The organism is Sphingomonas flavalba (assembly GCF_047553045.1).
In the GTDB taxonomy this organism is placed as follows: domain Bacteria; phylum Pseudomonadota; class Alphaproteobacteria; order Sphingomonadales; family Sphingomonadaceae; genus Sphingomonas_L; species Sphingomonas_L flavalba_A.
In genome coordinates, this window is sequence record NZ_CP180208.1 from 491,077 (window position 1) to 507,905 (window position 16,829).

The 16,829-nt window shown below is 67.5% G+C and carries 19 protein-coding genes, 1 tRNA gene and 1 pseudogene; 9 read left to right on the plus strand and 12 right to left on the minus strand.

Translation table 11 applies throughout. The annotated features are described in order from the left end of the window. Positions 1 to 18: 18 nt before the first annotated feature. Positions 19 to 1,236: a TCR/Tet family MFS transporter gene (locus ACMT1E_RS02345; protein ID WP_414902004.1), complete on the plus strand. Its 1,218-nt coding sequence runs from the start codon at positions 19 to 21 to the stop codon at positions 1,234 to 1,236. Here ACMT1E_RS02345 and hslU read toward each other — a convergent pair. Genes hslU through ACMT1E_RS02360 form a run of 3 tightly spaced genes read right to left on the minus strand, consistent with a single transcriptional unit; the run spans position 1,226 to position 3,501 of the window. Further along, on the minus strand, positions 1,226 to 2,527 hold the full coding sequence (gene hslU / locus ACMT1E_RS02350; protein ID WP_414902005.1) for an ATP-dependent protease ATPase subunit HslU: 1,302 nt from the start codon (positions 2,525 to 2,527) through the stop codon (positions 1,226 to 1,228). The two genes, ACMT1E_RS02345 and hslU, sit on opposite strands and share 11 nt — an antisense overlap. 25 nt (positions 2,528 to 2,552) lie before the next feature. Then, entirely contained in the window at positions 2,553 to 3,104 is a 552-nt protein-coding gene (gene hslV / locus ACMT1E_RS02355; protein WP_414902006.1) for an ATP-dependent protease subunit HslV, read from the minus strand. Positions 3,105 to 3,162: 58 nt separating this feature from the next. Then, a complete protein-coding gene (locus ACMT1E_RS02360; RefSeq protein WP_414902007.1) occupies positions 3,163 to 3,501 on the minus strand; it encodes a DMT family protein in 339 nt (112 codons plus the stop codon). Positions 3,502 to 3,596: 95 nt separating this feature from the next. Here ACMT1E_RS02360 and ACMT1E_RS02365 point away from each other — a divergent pair, with 95 nt between their 5' ends. After that, positions 3,597 to 4,769 (plus strand): Yip1 family protein, encoded by a 1,173-nt coding sequence (locus ACMT1E_RS02365; RefSeq protein ID WP_414902008.1) that lies wholly within the window; start codon positions 3,597 to 3,599, stop codon positions 4,767 to 4,769. A gap of 151 nt (positions 4,770 to 4,920) precedes the next feature. Further along, positions 4,921 to 5,973, plus strand: coding sequence for a hypothetical protein (locus tag ACMT1E_RS02370; protein ID WP_414902009.1), 1,053 nt, complete (start codon positions 4,921 to 4,923; stop codon positions 5,971 to 5,973). A 101-nt stretch (positions 5,974 to 6,074) separates the two neighbouring features. Here ACMT1E_RS02370 and ACMT1E_RS02375 read toward each other — a convergent pair whose 3' ends face one another. The 5 genes and pseudogenes from ACMT1E_RS02375 to ACMT1E_RS02395 form a co-directional block, all read right to left on the minus strand. Then, the gene (locus tag ACMT1E_RS02375; RefSeq protein ID WP_414902010.1) at positions 6,075 to 6,719 is read right to left on the minus strand and encodes a hypothetical protein; all 645 of its coding nucleotides are present in this window, start codon (positions 6,717 to 6,719) and stop codon (positions 6,075 to 6,077) included. A 366-nt stretch (positions 6,720 to 7,085) separates the two neighbouring features. Beyond that, positions 7,086 to 7,321, minus strand: a pseudogene (locus tag ACMT1E_RS02380) (IS481 family transposase); the annotation flags it as partial. Between the two features lie 71 nt (positions 7,322 to 7,392). Then, the gene (locus tag ACMT1E_RS02385) at positions 7,393 to 7,806 is read right to left on the minus strand and encodes a holin family protein (RefSeq protein WP_414902012.1); all 414 of its coding nucleotides are present in this window, start codon (positions 7,804 to 7,806) and stop codon (positions 7,393 to 7,395) included. 88 nt (positions 7,807 to 7,894) lie between these two features. Further along, on the minus strand, positions 7,895 to 8,434 hold the full coding sequence (locus ACMT1E_RS02390; RefSeq protein WP_414902013.1) for a glycoside hydrolase family 108 protein: 540 nt from the start codon (positions 8,432 to 8,434) through the stop codon (positions 7,895 to 7,897). Between the two features lie 141 nt (positions 8,435 to 8,575). Next, positions 8,576 to 8,652, minus strand: a tRNA-Pro gene (locus ACMT1E_RS02395). Positions 8,653 to 8,831: 179 nt separating this feature from the next. Between ACMT1E_RS02395 and yajC the strand changes: the two genes are divergently transcribed. Genes yajC through ACMT1E_RS02415 form a run of 4 tightly spaced genes read left to right on the plus strand, consistent with a single transcriptional unit; the run spans position 8,832 to position 12,141 of the window. Further along, positions 8,832 to 9,173 (plus strand): preprotein translocase subunit YajC, encoded by a 342-nt coding sequence (yajC, locus tag ACMT1E_RS02400; protein WP_414902015.1) that lies wholly within the window; start codon positions 8,832 to 8,834, stop codon positions 9,171 to 9,173. A 5-nt stretch (positions 9,174 to 9,178) separates the two neighbouring features. Continuing rightward, positions 9,179 to 10,774: a protein translocase subunit SecD gene (gene secD / locus ACMT1E_RS02405; protein WP_414903254.1), complete on the plus strand. Its 1,596-nt coding sequence runs from the start codon at positions 9,179 to 9,181 to the stop codon at positions 10,772 to 10,774. Positions 10,775 to 10,789: 15 nt separating this feature from the next. Continuing rightward, positions 10,790 to 11,758: a protein translocase subunit SecF gene (secF, locus tag ACMT1E_RS02410; protein ID WP_414902017.1), complete on the plus strand. Its 969-nt coding sequence runs from the start codon at positions 10,790 to 10,792 to the stop codon at positions 11,756 to 11,758. Then, complete coding sequence (locus ACMT1E_RS02415; RefSeq protein WP_414902019.1) at positions 11,758 to 12,141, plus strand: Mth938-like domain-containing protein; 384 nt, start codon at positions 11,758 to 11,760, stop codon at positions 12,139 to 12,141. The genes secF and ACMT1E_RS02415 overlap by 1 nt, the downstream gene beginning before the upstream one ends. A 50-nt stretch (positions 12,142 to 12,191) precedes the next feature. Here ACMT1E_RS02415 and ACMT1E_RS02420 read toward each other — a convergent pair whose 3' ends face one another. From ACMT1E_RS02420 to ACMT1E_RS02435, 4 genes are all read right to left on the minus strand, one after another. Further along, positions 12,192 to 12,512 (minus strand): glycosyltransferase family 4 protein, encoded by a 321-nt coding sequence (locus ACMT1E_RS02420; protein ID WP_414902021.1) that lies wholly within the window; start codon positions 12,510 to 12,512, stop codon positions 12,192 to 12,194. Positions 12,513 to 12,942: 430 nt separating this feature from the next. Further along, positions 12,943 to 13,137, minus strand: a complete 195-nt coding sequence (locus tag ACMT1E_RS02425) for a hypothetical protein (protein ID WP_414902022.1) — start codon at positions 13,135 to 13,137, stop codon at positions 12,943 to 12,945. Positions 13,138 to 13,174: 37 nt separating this feature from the next. After that, on the minus strand, positions 13,175 to 13,330 hold the full coding sequence (locus ACMT1E_RS02430) for a hypothetical protein (RefSeq protein ID WP_414902024.1): 156 nt from the start codon (positions 13,328 to 13,330) through the stop codon (positions 13,175 to 13,177). A 48-nt stretch (positions 13,331 to 13,378) separates the two neighbouring features. Beyond that, a complete protein-coding gene (locus ACMT1E_RS02435) occupies positions 13,379 to 14,218 on the minus strand; it encodes a class I mannose-6-phosphate isomerase (RefSeq protein WP_414902026.1) in 840 nt (279 codons plus the stop codon). A gap of 103 nt (positions 14,219 to 14,321) precedes the next feature. On the opposite strand from ACMT1E_RS02435, the gene ACMT1E_RS02440 reads away from it, so the two are divergent. Both ACMT1E_RS02440 and recN read left to right on the plus strand, forming a co-directional pair. Next, on the plus strand, positions 14,322 to 15,107 hold the full coding sequence (locus ACMT1E_RS02440; RefSeq protein WP_414902028.1) for an outer membrane protein assembly factor BamD: 786 nt from the start codon (positions 14,322 to 14,324) through the stop codon (positions 15,105 to 15,107). A gap of 56 nt (positions 15,108 to 15,163) precedes the next feature. Then, positions 15,164 to 16,819 (plus strand): DNA repair protein RecN, encoded by a 1,656-nt coding sequence (gene recN / locus ACMT1E_RS02445; protein WP_414902030.1) that lies wholly within the window; start codon positions 15,164 to 15,166, stop codon positions 16,817 to 16,819. Positions 16,820 to 16,829 lie beyond the last annotated feature (10 nt).

Genomic DNA, 16,829 nt, shown 5'->3' on the forward strand with positions numbered 1-16,829 from the left:
GAAAGGCCCCTTTTTTCCGTGTCGATTCACCTCTCACCCAGCCGGATGCGCCCCGCCATCGCCTTCATTCTGGTGACGGCGCTGCTCGACGTGATGGCGATGGGGCTGATCATCCCGGTCCTGCCGACGCTGGTCGAGGAATTTGCCGGGTCGACCGCTTCGGCCGGGATCTGGAACGGCGCGCTGATCGCGATCTGGGCGGGAATGCAGTTTCTCTGCTCGCCGGTAATCGGCGCGCTGTCCGACCATTACGGCCGCCGGCCGGTGATCCTGATCTCCACCGCCGGGCTGGCGATGGACTGGGTGCTGATGGCGCTCGCCCCCGATTTGTGGTGGCTGGCGGTCGGCCGGCTGATCGGCGGTATCACCTCGTCCAGCTTCACCGCCGTCTTCGCCTATATGGCCGACATCACCGCGCCAGAGGGCAGGGCGCGCGCCTATGGGCTGGTCGGCGCCGCCTTCGCCGCCGGCTTCGTCGCCGGCCCGGCGCTTGGCGGGGTGCTCGGCGAATGGGGACCGCGCGTGCCGTTCTGGGTCGCCGCCGGCCTGTCCGCCTGCGCCTTCCTCTACGGCTGGCTGGTGCTGCCCGAATCGCTGCCGCCCGAACGGCGAATGGCCTTCACCTGGGCGCGGGCCAACCCGCTCGGGGCGCTGCGGCTGCTGCGTTCGCATAACGACCTGACCGGCCTCGCGGCGATCAACTTCCTGCTTTACTTCGCCCATCACGTCTTTTCGGCGATCTACGTGCTCTATGCCGGCCATCGCTACGGCCTCGGCACGTTCGAGGTCGGGCTGCTGCTCGCCGGCGCGGGCCTGCTCGACATGGCGGTGCAGGGCCTGCTCGTCGGCCCGGTCGCCCGCCGGCTGGGCGATCGGCGGACGATGATCGTCGGGCTGACCGGCGGCGCCTTCGGCCTGCTGGCGATGGGCATCGCGCCCACCGCCTGGCTGTTCGCCGCCGCGTTGCTGCTCAATGCGCTGTGGGGCCTGGCGATGCCGACGTTGCAGGCGCTGATGACCGCGCGCGTCGCCGAAAACGAGCAGGGCCAGCTTCAGGGCGCGAACAACAGCGTCGCCAGCATCGCCGGCATCGCCTCGCCGTTGTTCTTCGGCTGGGTCTACAGCCTGTCGATCGGCACGCTGCCGGGGCTGGGCTTCGTCATCGCCGCGGCGGTGCTGCTCGGTGGCGCGCTGCTCGGCCTGTTCGTCGCCCGCGCCCGGCCGGCTACAGGATGAAGCGGCTGAGGTCGGTGTTCCGCGCGATGCCGGAAAGCTGACCCTCGACATAGGCGGCGTCGATGGTCAGCGTGCCGCCGGTCCGGTCCTCGGCGTGGAAGCTGACATCCTCGATCAGCTTCTCCATCACCGTCTGCAACCGGCGCGCGCCGATATTCTCGACCTGGCCGTTCACCTCCGCCGCAATCCGGGCAATGGCGCGAATGCCATCGTCGGTATAGGCGATCTCGACGCCTTCGGTGGCGATCAGTGCCCGATATTGCTGCGGCAGGCTGGCCTTGGTGTCGCTCAGGATGCGGACGAAATCCTCCTCGCTCAACGCCTTCAGCTCGACGCGGATCGGCAGGCGCCCCTGCAGTTCGGGCAGCAGGTCGCTCGGCTTCGCCACATGGAACGCGCCGCTGGCGATGAACAGGATGTGGTCGGTCTTCATCGGCCCGTATTTGGTCGAAACCGTCGTCCCCTCGATCAGCGGCAGCAGGTCGCGCTGCACGCCCTCGCGGCTGACCGATCCGCCGCGCACGTCACTGACCGCGATCTTGTCGATCTCGTCGAGGAAGACGATGCCGTTGGCCTCGGCGTCGGCCAGCGCGACGCGGCTGACCTCGTCCTGGTCCAGCCGCTTCTCCGCCTCTTCCTCGACCAGCTTGTCCCATGCCGCGCGCACGCTCAGCTTGCGCCGCTTGGTCTGCTGGCCGCCGAACGCCTTGCCCATCATGTCGCCCAGGTTGATCATGCCGACCTGGCCGCCGGCGCCGGGCAGTTCGAACGGCATCTGCGGCGCCGCCTGCAGCTCGATCTCGATCTCGGTCTCGTCCAGATGGCCGTCGCGGAACCGCTGGCGGAACGCGCTGCGTGTCGCCTCGCTCGAATCCTTGCCGGTCAGTGCGTCGAGCAGCCGGCCCATCGCCGCCTCTTCCGCCTTGTCCTTCACCGCGGCGCGGCGGCGCTCCTTCTCCAGCCGCACCGCTTCTTCGACCAGGTCGCGGGCGATCTGCTCGACATCGCGGCCGACATAGCCGACCTCGGTGAACTTGGTCGCCTCGACCTTGACGAACGGCGCGTCGACCAGCTTGGCCAGCCTCCGGCTGATCTCGGTCTTGCCGCAGCCGGTCGGCCCGATCATCAGGATGTTCTTCGGCGTCACCTCGTCGCGCAGGTCGGCGGACAGCCGCTGCCGCCGCCAGCGGTTGCGCAGCGCGACGGCAACCGCGCGCTTCGCCTCGGTCTGGCCGATGATGTGCGCGTCCAGCGCCGCGACGATGGCTTTCGGGGTCAGGGAATCGTTCATGCGTCTCTCAGGGAAAGGGGGAAAATCAGGCGGCGCTGTCCAGCGTCTCCACCGTCACATTCTCGTTGGTGTAGACGCAGATGTCGGCGGCGACCTTCATCGCCTTGCGGCACAGCGTTTCGGCGTCCTCTTCGTAGTCGGACAGCGCCCGCGCCGCCGCCAGCGCGAAATTGCCGCCGGAGCCGATCGCGGCGATCCCGCCAACCGGCTCCAGCACGTCGCCGTTGCCGGTCAAGACCAGCGTCACCTCCTTGTCGGCGACGATCATCAGCGCCTCCAGGTTGCGCAGATATTTGTCGGTCCGCCAGTCCTTGGCCAGTTCCACCGCCGCGCGCATCAACTGGCCGTTGTGCCGCTCCAGCTTCGCCTCCAGCCGCTCGAACAGGGTGAAGGCATCGGCGGTCGCGCCGGCAAAGCCGCCGATCACCTGTCCGTCGCCCAGCCGCCTGACCTTCTTGGCGTTCGGCTTCATCACCGTCTGGCCCATCGACACCTGGCCGTCACCGATGACGACGACCTTGCCGCCGCGCCGCACCGACAGAATTGTCGTGCCATGCCATGTCAAACTGTCGCTCATGCCTGTCCCGCTCGTCATATCCGTTCAGCGCATATGGGAAGGCGGCGGGCGAGTGCAATCACGCCGTCCGTCCGGCGAACATGAATGCCGCCGCGCCGAGGATGCAGACGAACGCGCCGGCATAGCGCCAGCTCAGCGGTTCCTTCAGCACAACGACGGCGAATACCGCGAACACGATCAGCGCGACGCATTCCTGCATGATCTTCAACTGCCCGCCGCTCAGCCCCTGGGCATAGCCGATCCGGTTGGCCGGCACCGCCAGGCAATATTCGACGAGCGCGATCCCCCAGCTGACGAGGATGACGATCCACAGATTGGCGTGGCTGAATTTCAGGTGCCCGTACCAGGCGATGGTCATGAAGATGTTCGACGCGATCAGCAGCAGCAACGGTGTCATCGGCGCCTCACCGGCAGGAATGTCGCTCCCGTCCTAGCCGGGCGACGAAAAAGCCGCCATGCTGCCGGCGCAATCCATCACGCAAGGGGATCATGATGAGTGCAGAGTTTCCGGGCGATCGGCCCGCCACCCATGCCGGCCGGGCGAAGCGCCTGCTGCTGACGCCGGCGGAAGAATGGCGGGCGATCGATGCGGAGCCGATGACCGTCGCCGGCATCGTCAAGGGCTGGGTGCTGCCGCTGGCGGCGATCGGCCCGGTCGCCGGGCTGGTCGGCGGACTGGTATTCGGCCATTCGCTGCTCGGTATCACCTACCGGCCCAGCATCGGCGCGGCGCTCGGCACGGCGGTCGCCGGCTACATCGCCACCGTCGTCGGCACGATCGTCCTCGCCTTTATCATCGACGCGCTCGCCCCCAGCTTCGACGGGACGAAGAACCGGGTGCAGGCGATGAAGGTCGCCGCCTACGCGGCCACCGCCGGCTGGCTTGCCGGCATCTTCCAGGCGCTGCCGGCCATCTCCTGGCTTGGGCTGCTCGGCCTCTACAGCCTCTATCTGCTCTATGTCGGCCTGCCGCTGCTCATGCGCGCGCCGGCGGCCAAGGCGCTTGGCTACACCGTCGTCACCGTCATCGCCGCCGTGGTGCTGTTCGTGGTCGTCGGCATGGTCGCGGCCGGTGTCGGACGAATGCTGGCTCCGGCGCCGCTGATCGGTGTCGGCTCCGGCGGCAGCGTCAGCGGCACCCTCGCCATCCCCGGCGTCGGCTCGGTCGATGTCGGCAAGATGGAGGAAGCCGCCCGTAAGATGGAGGCCGCCGCCGCCACCCCGCGCACCGCCGTCGCGCCGGACGTGCTGCAGGGCCTGCTCCCCGCCGCGCTCGGCGACTGGAAACGGACGGAGATTGAAAGCTCCGGCGCCAATGCCGGCGGCCTCGGCGGCTCGCGGGCGGAAGCGCGCTACGAACGCGGCGACGATCATTTCCGGCTGGAAGTGACCGACATCGCCGCCATTGGCGCGCTCGCCTCGCTCGGTAGCGCCCTCAACGTCCAGTCGAACAAGCAGACCGCGACCGGCTACGAAAAGACCGGCATCGTCGACGGGCGGATGACCACGGAAGAATGGGACACAGAATCGCGCGAGGGCAAATACGGTGTCCTCGTCGCCGATCGCTTCATGGTCGAAGCGGAAGGCAACGTCTCCGGCATCGATACGCTGAAACAGGCGGTCGCCGCCGTCGGCATCGCCCGGCTGGAAGGGCTGGCCAAATAGGGCCGCGCGCCACGCCCATCCGCGCCTCCACCCCCGTGCCCGGCAACCAGTCCTTCACCATGCTTGGCGAAGGTCTGTAGACCGGGTCCGGTTATACCGCCGCGATCCGTCGCGTCGCTCGCGCGGCGGTATCGGGGGCAGGGGGCGCATGATGACAGGAAAATCGGACGGTACGGTTGCGGCCGCGCTCCGGCATGGTGCGGCGCCGTGCCTTCGCCACGCCCTTTTCGCCGCCGCCGCGACCATGCTGGCGTTCCCCGCCGGCCCGGCCGCGGCGCAGGGCGGCACGCGCAGCGCCGACGGGCTGTGGAGCGCGGTGCAGGCAGGTGACTGCATCATCGTCCTCTATACGGAAAACCACCCGCTGTTCGGCCCGCGCCGCACCAACCGCACCGCGCACTGGACCGGCGGCTGCGATGCCGACAACCTCGCGCACGGCACCGCGACCTTCTCGGTCGAAAGCCGCGTGGCGCCGTTCGAAGGCGCCGACTACGACGAACGCGTCGAATATCGCGTGACCTTCCGCAACGGGCTGATCGACGGCCCCGGCGATATCACCGAATACAACACCCGCCGCTCGCCGCGCCTGGCCCTCGCCGCGGTCCCGCGCCGCGCCACCAACCCGTCGGTCGTCTTTCACCGTGGCGGCTGCGAGTTTTTCGTCCAGCCCAACGGCAAGATCGACGCGGCGCCGTTCTGGAAACAATGCAACGCCGCATCCGGCGCCGCCCTGCGCGACCGGGTCCGCGCCGCCGCCGCCACCGTCCGCCGTGGCGCCCAGCCCCCCGTGGCGCAGGAGCGCCCCGAACCGCCCGCCGCCGCTACCCCCGCGCCCGCCGCCCGGCCCGGCGGCGCGGCGTCCCCGGTAGCACCGGACGGCATTGTCGATCCGTCCCGCCGCCGCCTGCTCCACAATCCGGCCGCCTCGGCGATGGATTGCGCCGCCCTCCGCCGCCAGCCGAACGGCCGGAACTATATCATCAACGAATGCGGCGTGCCGATAGAGGCGTTCTGGTGCTCGGTGACCAGCGGCGAATGCGATCGCGGCTTCAGCAACAGCTGGACGATCGGCATCAACAACAACTGGCCGCTCAGTTCCGACGAATACCGCTGGGCCGCCTGCCGCGGCCGCAACAGCGGCAAGTTCGACAAGGACTCTCAGGGCACTCGCTTCATCTGCCCGGATATCAACCCGCCACGGTAGCGCGCGCGGCAGCGGGCCTGTCCGTCGCTTCTCCACGCGGCGATCCGCGCCTGCCATTGTGGGGCGTGCCGCACAATGGCAGGCGTCTGAACCGACAGGACTTAGAACCGATACCCTAATGTCAGCTGCAAAATCGGATAGACCTTGTAGTCGTCGACATCGCTCTGCAGGCTCATGCGCTCGGCTTCGAGGTCGGCTGCTGACACGCCGCTCCCGCTGGCGGTGAAGTTGCGTAGCCGGACCTTGCCCTGAAACAGCACCCCGGCTTCCACGCCGGCCGTAAACCCGGAACGCAGCCCGCCACCGTAACCAAGTGTCAGCGCCGGCGCAAAATTCTTCGTTTCCGCCTTGCCTCGCAGCGTTCCGACCTGGGTTGGCGTATAGGATGTGCCGTTGAGCTCGATATCCTCGGTTGGGGTTGCGCGCACGGTTCCGGCGTTGCCGTTGATGCGCGCGCCGGCTGAAATCCGGAAGCCTCCACCGAACGGGTAGAGGTCGAACATCATGCCGACGGATTTCAGCTTCACCTTGCCCCGATAGGTCACATCATCGGAATCGAAGTTGTGGCTGACGGACAGGAAGGTCGCATTGCCGCGGACGCCAAACGTGTCCGACAACCGATACCCCAGCTCCGGCCCGATGCCCAGGGTGCCACCGGTCAGGCTGGCGCTGACCTGGCCTTCCGCCATCGCCTGGGTTGGGACGCACAAGGCGGCCAGCACGCCGGACAGCAATAAAACCCTCATAATCTGTTCCCCTTCGACGATAGTCAGTATCGCCCCCGGTTCTGAACCGTTTTCTACGCTGCCGCTTCCCCCAAACGGGGGATAGCGCCGCCGTCCCGATTCTGGATCAACGTCGGCAAGGTGGCGGAAGCGCGGCCGCTTAGGTGTTCAGTCCCGGCATTTTGCGGGTCGGATTGACGATGCGCCGTTCTGGCCCTGACGTCCGATCTTGGCGATGTATTCTTAGGGCGAGAGTCCGTTGAGGGTCTTGAGGCGGAGACGGAGGCGGCGGCCGAAATTGTAAGCGCCGATGAAATCGGCGAGGCGCGTGCGCGGTTGGTCATGGCGTTCGTGGAGAAAGCGTCTGCCGGTGGCCTCGGCGGCCTGCACTTCAGCGATAGCGATGTGGCAGAAGCCGATGGGATAGCGCTTGAACCGCTGCCGTTTTGGCCTGTCGACCTCGATATCTGGCAAGCGCGAGATTGCCGACAGCGGTGAAGCGCCGATCGTGTCAGGTGCGGGATCGTCGGCTGCAGAGCGTAGCGGCGGTCGCCCCACGGCAGCAACATATGCCGTCGAAACGCGACCACCATCGCCTCCTCGGTTGCGATCAGAGGCGTGGAATGAGGGCGCCTTCGACAGGCTCAGGCCATTTCGGCCTGGTCTTCCAGTCCTTCACCGCTGCCCGCTTTCGCTACTTCGCCACCCCCCGGCTCTTCCCCCAGGAACGCGCGGCGGTGTAGCCAAGGTAGCCGGTGCCGAACAGCGCGTAGAGCGGTTCCGGAATACCAGCCAGATAGGCGTTCATCCCACGCGCGATCGCTTCGGCCGTGTCCGGCCGGATCGCGGCGATCACCCCCATCGGGATCGCCCACAGCAGCAGCGCGTACATCACGTAGAGGAAGCTGGGCCGGGCGCGGCTGGTCCACGGGTCGGGCGACTGCGCTTCCGCCAGGATCGCCGCCATCTGCGCCTTGGCCACGTCCAGCTCGCGGCTGCTCTCGAGCTTCAGCAATTCCAGCTTGGCGGCGTCGCGCGCTTCCGGGTCGGGGATGATCTTGTCGAGCAGCTTGGTGATCGGGCTGACCAGCCCGCCGAGAATATCCATGCTTCGTCTCCACGAAAACGGGGGGAAGGGAGGGGAAGGCGAGCGCTGCCGGCGTTCCGGCGCGGCGCGCTCCGGCCGGCCGGCCGGTTCAGGCCAGCCGGTTGGCCAGCCAGCCGTACAGGAACGCCTCGTTCGCCGGCCGTCGTTCCGCCAGCCGGATATAGCGTTCGCCCTGAAGCGCGTTCAGCGCGCGCAGCAGCACCGCTTCGCCGCCGGGCCTGCGCCGGTCGAGAAAGGCGGTGAGCGCCGCCTCGGTCTGCGGGCCGAGCGCGCCGTCGGCGGCGATGTCGGGGTAATCGGCGGCGTCGCGGTTCAGCGCGTTCAGCGCCCGCTGCAGGAAGGCGGTCGCCACCGCCGGGCCCATGTTGATCCCGGTGTCGAACAGTTCGGCGGCGATCGCCGGCGCGGCGGCGGCGATCCGCGCATAGCCGGGCTGCTCCCAGTACAGCCGGCGGTAGATGCGTTCGGCGGTGGCGCGCGGCAGCGCCCGCATCGGCCCGGCATAGCCGTTCGCCCGCGCCACCGCCTCGCTGATCCCGAATCGCGTCGGCCCGCCCCGGTCGGCCGGGTGGTCGGCATAGCCGCCTTCCCGCCCGATCGCCGCGTCGATCAGGTCGTCAATGTCCATCCCGGCCTCCTCGGTTCGATACGATTCGCATATCTAACCAAATAGGTTTATTGTAGGACAGCGAAAAGCGCCGCGCCGGAACCTTCCGGTCCGCCACGCTGTGTTTTCCCTGATAACCTCGCTGGAAACCGCTTGTGAAATTGGTCGGGGCGACAGGATTTGAACCTGCGACCCCCACACCCCCAGTGTGATGCGCTACCAGGCTGCGCTACGCCCCGACCGACGGGCCGTCCGACCCGAAGCCGCGCCCATTAAGCCCAGTCGCGGCCCGGCGCAAGGTGCGGGGCGAACCGTCACCCCACGCTGGCCGGTTGCGCCCGGCCCGCACATCGTGATAGGCGCCGCCTTTTCCGGTCGGCCCTGCGGCCGGCTGCCCCTTGCCAGGCGATAACTGACGATGTTCGCTACACCTGCATATGCCCAGGCGGCCGGTGCCGCCGCCCCGACCGGCGGGATGTCCTTTCTGATCCAGATGGTCCCGCTGATCGCGATCTTCGTGATCTTCTACTTCCTGCTCATCCGCCCGCAGCAGCAGCGGATGAAGAAGCACCGCGCGATGATCGACGCCGCCAGGAAAGGCGATCAGGTCGTCACCGGCGGCGGGCTGGTCGGCAAGGTGACCAAGGTCGACGACGCCTTCGTCGAGGTCGAGATCGCGGCCAACGTCCGGGTCAAGGTGGTGAAGGCAACGCTGAGCGACATCACGCCGGCTGGCGGCGCGCGTCCGGCGAACGACTGATGGGCCTGCTGGATTTTCCGCGCTGGAAGGTCGTCAGCATCCTTGGCGTCGTGCTGTTCGGCGTCTCGCTGGCGCTGCCCAGTCTGGTGCCGGAGGCCTACTGGCCCCGCTTCCTGCCGGCGCCGCGGATCAATCTTGGCCTTGACCTGTCCGGCGGCAGTCACCTGCTGCTGGAAGCGGACCCGACCGACGTCGCCAACCAGCGGCTCGAACAGATGCAGGACACGATCCGTACCGAAATGCGGCGCGGCGATCCCCGTATCGACATCAGCGATATCTCCAGCCAGGGCGGCCGGCTGAGCTTTCTGGTCCGCAACCCGGCGCAGACCGACGCGGCGGTCGAACGCATCCGCGCTCTGACCCAGGGCGTCGGCGTCACCGGCCAGCGGGACTGGAATGTGCAGGTCGAAGACACCAGCCGTGTCATCGTCACGCCGACGGCGGCGGGCCGCGACGCTGCGGTCGACGCCGCGATGCAGGTCGCGACCGAGGTTGTCCGCAAACGCATCGACGAACTCGGCACCCGCGAACCGACGATCATCCGGCAGGGGGCGACCCGCATCCTTGTCCAGGTGCCCGGCCTCCAGGACCCGGAAGCGCTGAAGCAGCTGCTCGGCAAGACGGCGAAGCTAGAGTTCAAGATGGTCGACGTCACCGCCAATCCGGCCGACGTCGCGCAGGGCCGCGCCCCTCCGGGCAGCCAGGTGCTGCCCTATCCCGATTCCCCCGGCGTGGTGAAGGCGATCGCCGTCCACCGGCAGGTGCTGATTTCCGGCGACCAGTTGATCGAGGCGCAGCAGGGATACGACCAGCGTGACAACTCGCCGGTGGTCAACATTCGCTTTGACGCGGCGGGCGGCAAGCGCTTCGCCCGGGTGACGCAGGAAAATGTCGGCCGGCCGTTCGCGATGATCCTCGACAACGCGGTGCTGTCCGCCCCGAATATCAACGAACCGATCCTGGGTGGTCAGGCGCAGATTTCCGGTAATTTCACCGTGCAGAGCGCGACGGAACTGGCGATCGCCCTGCGGTCCGGCAAACTGCCGGTGGCGCTGAAGGTGATCGAGGAGCGGACGGTCGGCCCTCAGCTCGGTGCGGATTCGATCCGCGCCGGCATTCTCGCCTCCGTGATCGCCGCGGTGGCGGTGATCATCTTCATGCTGGTCACCTATGGCCGGTTCGGCATCTACGCGAACCTGGCGGTGATCATCAACGTGTTCGTCATTCTTGGGGTGATGGGTCTGCTCGGCGCGACGCTGACCCTGCCCGGCATCGCCGGTTTCGTGCTGACGATTGGCACCGCCGTGGACGCCAACGTGCTGATCAACGAACGCGTTCGGGAAGAGAGACGGCGTGGTCGCCGCGTCGCGCAGGCGATCGAGCATGGCTATCACGAAGCGAGCCGGACGATTTTCGAGGCGAATGTCACCCACGCGATCGCCGGGCTGATCATGCTGGTCCTCGGTTCCGGCCCGATCAAGGGTTTCGCGATCGTGCTGCTGATCGGCATCGCGACGTCGGTTTTCACCGCCGTCACCTTCACCCGCATGCTCGTCGTCGGCTGGCTTCACAGCCATCGGCCGACCGACATCAACATCTAGGGCGGGATCGTCGTCATGCGCCTTCTGAAGCTTGTCCCCGACAACACCAATATCGGCTTCGTCAAGATCCGCTTCTGGTGCTTCGCGGTCACCGCCATCCTCAGCGTTCTGGCGGTGGCGGCGGTAGCAACGCGCGGGTTGAATCTGGGCGTCGACTTTGTCGGCGGCCTGCTGATCGAGGCGCGCTTCAGCCAGCCGCCGCAGTTGGACAAGGTGCGCGCGACGATCGACGGGCTGAATGTGGGCGAAGGCCAGCTTCAGCAGTTCGGCGACCCCAACACCGTGTCGATCCGCCTGCCGCTCCCTGAAAGCAGCGATGAGGGTGCGACGAACGCGGTCGTTCGCACCGTGCAGGCGGCGCTCAGCAAGCAGGACGCCGGCGTTGTCTTCAACAAGGCGGAGACGGTATCGGGCAAGGTGTCCAACGAACTGATCCGCAACGGCATCCTCGCGGTGCTATTGGCGATGATCGGGATCGCGATCTTCTCGTGGCTGCGCTACGAATGGCAGTTCGGCATATCGACCTTCGTCGCGATCATGCACGACGTGCTGATGACCCTGGGCTTCTTCGCCGTCACCCAGATGGAGTTCGACCTGAATATTGTCGCGGCGGTGCTGACCATCGTCGGCTACTCGATTAACGACAAGATGGTGATCGACGACCGTATCCGGGAAAATATGCGCAAGTTCCGTCAGATGGACATGAAGGCGCTGATCGACCTGTCGGTCAATGAAACGCTGCCGCGCACGGTGATGACCTCGATCACTATTGCCCTGGCGCTCGGTGCTCTGATGATCTGGGGTGGTCATGTTCTCCGCGGTTTCACCGCCGCGATGCTGATCGGGGTCGTCGTCGGCACCTATTCGTCCGTCTATGTCTCGTCGTCGCTGCTGATCTCGCTTGGACTGACCGCGCGTCCGCCGGCGCCGACCAAGAACGCGCCGGGGGCAGGGGGCGCCGAACGGATCGGCCCGCGCGGCTGATGCCGGCCAACCCGACCGGGCTGCGCGTCTCACAGGACCGGCCGCCGGCGGGGCCTGTGATTTCCGGTTTTTCGGATGGCGGTTTTCGGATTGACGGCGTCGTCATGGTCGGGGCGCTGTTGACCCCCGAATGGGCGCGGCCCTGGACGGACCCGGTAATCGCGGAAACGGCGCTGGCGCCGCTGCTCGATATCGTGCCGCAACCCGAATTCCTGCTGCTCGGCACGGGGGCCGGGCTGGTGCGCCCGTCGCCGCGCTTCGTGGCGGCGATCGAGGCGCGCGGAATAGGGGTGGAGGCGATGGACAGTCGTGCCGCCGCGCGCGCCTGGGGTGTGTTGCGCGGGGAGGACCGGTGGATCGTTGCGGCGCTGCTGCCGCTGTAACGCTGTGCCATTGCTGTCTAACCTGGCATGCCCCTGCCATGGCGAAGCCTTCAGCGGTGGTTGACCATTTCTGACAGGTGGTCGAACGGTGCGGCGCTGTTTCTTTCCCAAGTAAAGCGCTCCGCTACCTGACGCACAACTCTTCGATCCGGTGGGGTAGCGAGCAGTGCCGTGATGGCGGTTACGGTCGCGCCGGGGGGTCGGGCGATGATGCGGCCGGCACTATCGTCGACCAGCACTTCGCGCGCGCCGCCCACGTCAGTGGTGACAATGGGCGTGCCGCAGGCGAGCGCTTCGATCCAGGCATTCGCCAGCCCTTCGGAGTCGGACGGCAGGACCATCACGTCCGTCGCGGCGAGCAGCGCGGGCAAGGTGCCGCGCGGGCGGTGGCCGAAAAAGCGGATGCGGGGGCCGAATCGGGCGCCAGCTTGCGGCGGTCCGGGCCATCGCCGACCAGCAGCAGCGTTGCGTCGATATGGCGGTCATCGCTTCGATGACTAGATGCTGCCCCTTGCGCGGGATGAGGGCGCCGATGGTCGCGATGGGCCAAGCGCGGCCTTCGCTGCGGCGCGATCCGCCGGGACGAAGTGATCGAGGTCAACACTGGTATGGTGTACGCGAATCCGGTCGGTCGTCACGCCCAGTGCTGACATATCCATCTTCATCCGCTCCGACACCGCGAGCAGTCCATCCGCAGCCTGCGCCGCTGCGACGATCTGCGCGCGGGTGTCGGGGCGGGCGGCCCAATAGTGGGTGTTGGCACGCGCGCCTTGATCAAGAACAGGACTCCGAAATGACGCGTCAGCCGGAAAGTGGCCGGGCCTCGGGAAAGAAGAATTGGGCGCCGATAACGTCGAACGGAAAATCCCGCCGGAGCCGGGTGGGCAGCGGAATGAGAGTGTTTGTGATCGCCTTGGGGTGCAGGCGCGCACCGCTGCCGAGAATGAGCGGAAAGCGCAGGCGGTGGACGGTCAGGCCGCTGCGGTTCTCCCGCACGGGTAAGCCGGTACGCTCGCGATAATGCGGGTGGCGATTAAGCGGCCAGGACGGCAGGCGCGACCGGCGCCACGACCTGGACGGCGCCGTCGGGTCGTGCGGCGAGGGCCAGTGTATGCTGCTCGACGAACAGGTCGAAGGTCGGCCGACTGGCATCCGGAAACAGGCCGGGAAGGGTCAGGACACGCAGCATCGCAGCTGACTGTAGCGATGCGAGCTTAAATTTACTGCCGTTGCCCGGTTACGCGGCGGGTGGCGGGTAGAGCATCGTCGCGCCGGGGTAGGCGAACAGCGTGTCCGCCCCTTCGGCCATGGTAACCGTGACGTCACCGGAAACCATCCAGCATTCACCCCCTTGCCACGCTTCGCCGCCGATCGTTCCAGCGCCCGTGACCGGGACGAACCAGCCAGCTTCACCGGCCGGTAGGACCATGTGTTGCGCGGCGGTCCAGCGTTCAAGCACGAATTTTTCGCCTTCGGCCAGAATGGCGCGGCCGGGCGCCATGGTCCGCGGCGGCTTCGATGCGATGAAGGGGGTAAGGCGGGCGGCGGCGACCCCAGCGTCAAGATGCAGTTCGCGCGGGCGGCCATAGTCGTACAAACGATAGGTCAGGTCGATATTCTGCTGGATTTCGATCAGGGTGATGCCGGCGCCGATCGCATGTATGGTGCCGGCGGGGGAGTAGATGATGTCTCCGGCGGCGACCGGAGCCCAGACCAGCAGGTCGACGATGCTGCCGTCATACGCGGCGGCCTTCAGTTGTTCGCGGGTGGTCGGAGATGTGACGCCGAGCGCGATCAGCGCGCCGGGATCGGCGGCGAGGATAACCCAGGCTTCGTCCTTCCCGCGCGGATAGCCGGCGGCGATCGCGTCGGCGTCGCCCGGATGGACCTGAACCGACAGCCGCGCGCCGGTGAATAGATATTTGACCAGCAGATCGGGATCGCGGGCCTGTTCCGCCTCGAACCAGATTTCGCCGACCGGTGCCGAACCGGCCGGGACATCGGTGAAGCCCGGCCATAGCTGGTGGCGACCCCAGGGTTTCTCGACACGGCGGGTGGCAAGGCGGGTGGCGGACATCCTCTGCTCCATTAGCGGTTTGATGGTCCAACGCTCAACTGGCTTGCTGTCTCCCGACAACGGGCGCTTGGCGGCGGGCGGAGGCTCGGCTAAGGAACCGGCCATGCGTATGCCCGTCCTTCGCCCCGCCGCGCTTGTCATCGCGCTTGTCATTGTCGGCACACTTGCCGGGTGCGCCGGTCGCGGCAACAAGAAAACCGACACATCTTACGTCGCGCGTGACGTCAACACGCTGTACAATGCCGCGAAAGCGCGGCTGGATCGGCGCCAGTACAAGCTGGCGGGCGCGCTGTTCGACGAGGTGGAACGCCAGCACCCCTATTCGGTCTGGGCGCGGCGTGCGCAGCTGATGAGTGCCTACAGCTACTATCTAGGGCGCAATTATCCCGAGTCGATCAATTCGGCGAGCCGTTTCCTGTCGATTCACCCAGGCAATCGCGATGCCGCCTACGCAAATTACCTGATCGCGGTCGATTATTACGAGCAGATCAGCGACGTCACCCGCGATCAGAAGATCACCCAGCAGGCGCGTGACGCGTTGAGCGAGGTGATTCGCCGCTATCCCAATACGCGCTATGCCGCTGACGCCGCGCTGAAGCTGGATCTGGTCAACGACCATCTCGCCGGCAAGGAGATGGAGATTGGCCGCTTCTACCAGCGCCGCGCCCAATGGCTGGCGGCGACGCTGCGCTTTCGCAGCGTGATCGATGATTATCAGTCGACCAGCCACACGCCGGAGGCGCTGATGCGGCTGACCGAAAGCTATCTGGCGCTCGGTATTCCGGCGGAGGCGAAGAAGGCGGCGGCGGTGCTCGGCAGCAACTATCCGGGCAGCGAGTGGTACGACCGCGCTTACAAGCTGATGCGCCAGAAGGCGCCCGGCGCCTGAACGGCCTGACCGGCGCCTTTCCCCGCCCGATGCGGATCGGCTAAGGTAAGGACCCGATGCTGACCGCGCTGTCCATCCGCGACGTTGTGCTGATCGAGGCGCTCGACCTTGAGTTCGGCGCCGGCCTTGGCGTGCTGACCGGTGAGACCGGTGCCGGCAAATCGATCCTGCTCGATGCCCTGGGCCTGGCGCTTGGTGCGCGGGCTGACAGCAGCCTGGTTCGCCAGGGGGCGGCGCAGGCGGTGGTCGGGGCGACCTTCGCCCCGGACGCGGCGATCGCGGCGCGGCTGGCCGAAAACGGCATAGAGGTGGAGCAGGGCGAACCGCTGCTGATCCGCCGCATCGTCAAGGCGGACGGCGGCAGCCGCGCCTTCCTCAACGATCAGCCGGTGGCGGCTGCCCTGCTGCGCGACATCGGGACGATGCTGGTCGAAATTCACGGCCAGCATGATGATCGCGGCCTGCTTAACCCGCGCGGCCATCGTGCGCTGCTCGACACGTTCGGGCGACTGGATGTTGCGGCGGTCGCCGCAGCCCACGCTGCCTGGCGCGCGGCGGAGGACGCGCTCGCCGACGCACATGACGCGGCGGAAGCGGCGATGCGCGACCGCGACTGGCTCGACCATGCCGCCAGCGAACTAGCGGCGTTTGCCCCGGAAGCGGGCGAGGAAGCGAAACTGGCCGAAGCGCGCGCCGATATCCAGCGCGGGGCGCGGCTAGCCGATGATCTGGCGACCATCGTCGCCCACCTAGCCGGCGGGGAGGGTGCGATTGCGCAGCTGCGCCAGGCGGCGCGCCGCCTCGACCGGATCGCGCCGGAACATGCGCTGCTTGCCGAGGCTCTAGCGGCGCTCGATCGGGCGGTAATCGAGGCGTCAGAGGCGGAAGATCGGCTGGCGCAGGCCGACAGCGCCTTCGCCTACAGCCCCGAACGGCTGGACGGGCTGGAAACCCGGCTGTTCGACCTGCGCGCGCTGGCGCGCAAGCACCGGGTGGAGCCGGACGCCCTACCGGCCCTTGCCCAGGAACTGGCCGCACGACTGGCGACGATAGCCGATGGCGAAACCCGGCTCGTCGACCTCGCCGAGGCGGCGGAGACGACACGGGCCGCCTATGAGGCGGCTGCAGCGGCGCTGAGCGTCGCGCGGGCCGAAGCGGCGGCACGGCTCGATGCGGCGGTGGCCGGGGAACTGGCGCCGCTCAAGCTGGATGCGGCGCGTTTCCGGACAATGATCGCGCCGTTGCCGGAGGCGCAATGGGGAGCGGGCGGTCGCGACCACGTCGAATTCGAGGTGGCGACCAACCCCGGCGCACCGTTCGGCGCGCTCAACCGGATCGCCAGTGGCGGGGAGCTTTCGCGCTTCATTCTCGCGCTGAAAGTCGCGCTGGCCGAGGAAGGCGGTGCGGCGACGATCATCTTCGATGAGATCGACCGCGGCGTCGGCGGCGCGGTGGCGAGCGCGATCGGCGATCGGCTGGCGCGGCTGGCGCGGCGCACCCAACTGCTGGTCGTTACCCACAGCCCGCAGGTTGCGGCACGCGGCGGGGCGCATCTGCTGATCGCCAAGTGCAGCGACGGGCTGGTGACGCGCACCGGCGTGGTCAGGCTGGATGTAAACGCGCGGCGGGAGGAGATTGCGCGGATGTTGTCTGGCGCGACGGTAACCGACGAGGCGCGGGCGCAGGCGGACCGGCTGCTGGAAGCGGCTTGATCTCCAACGC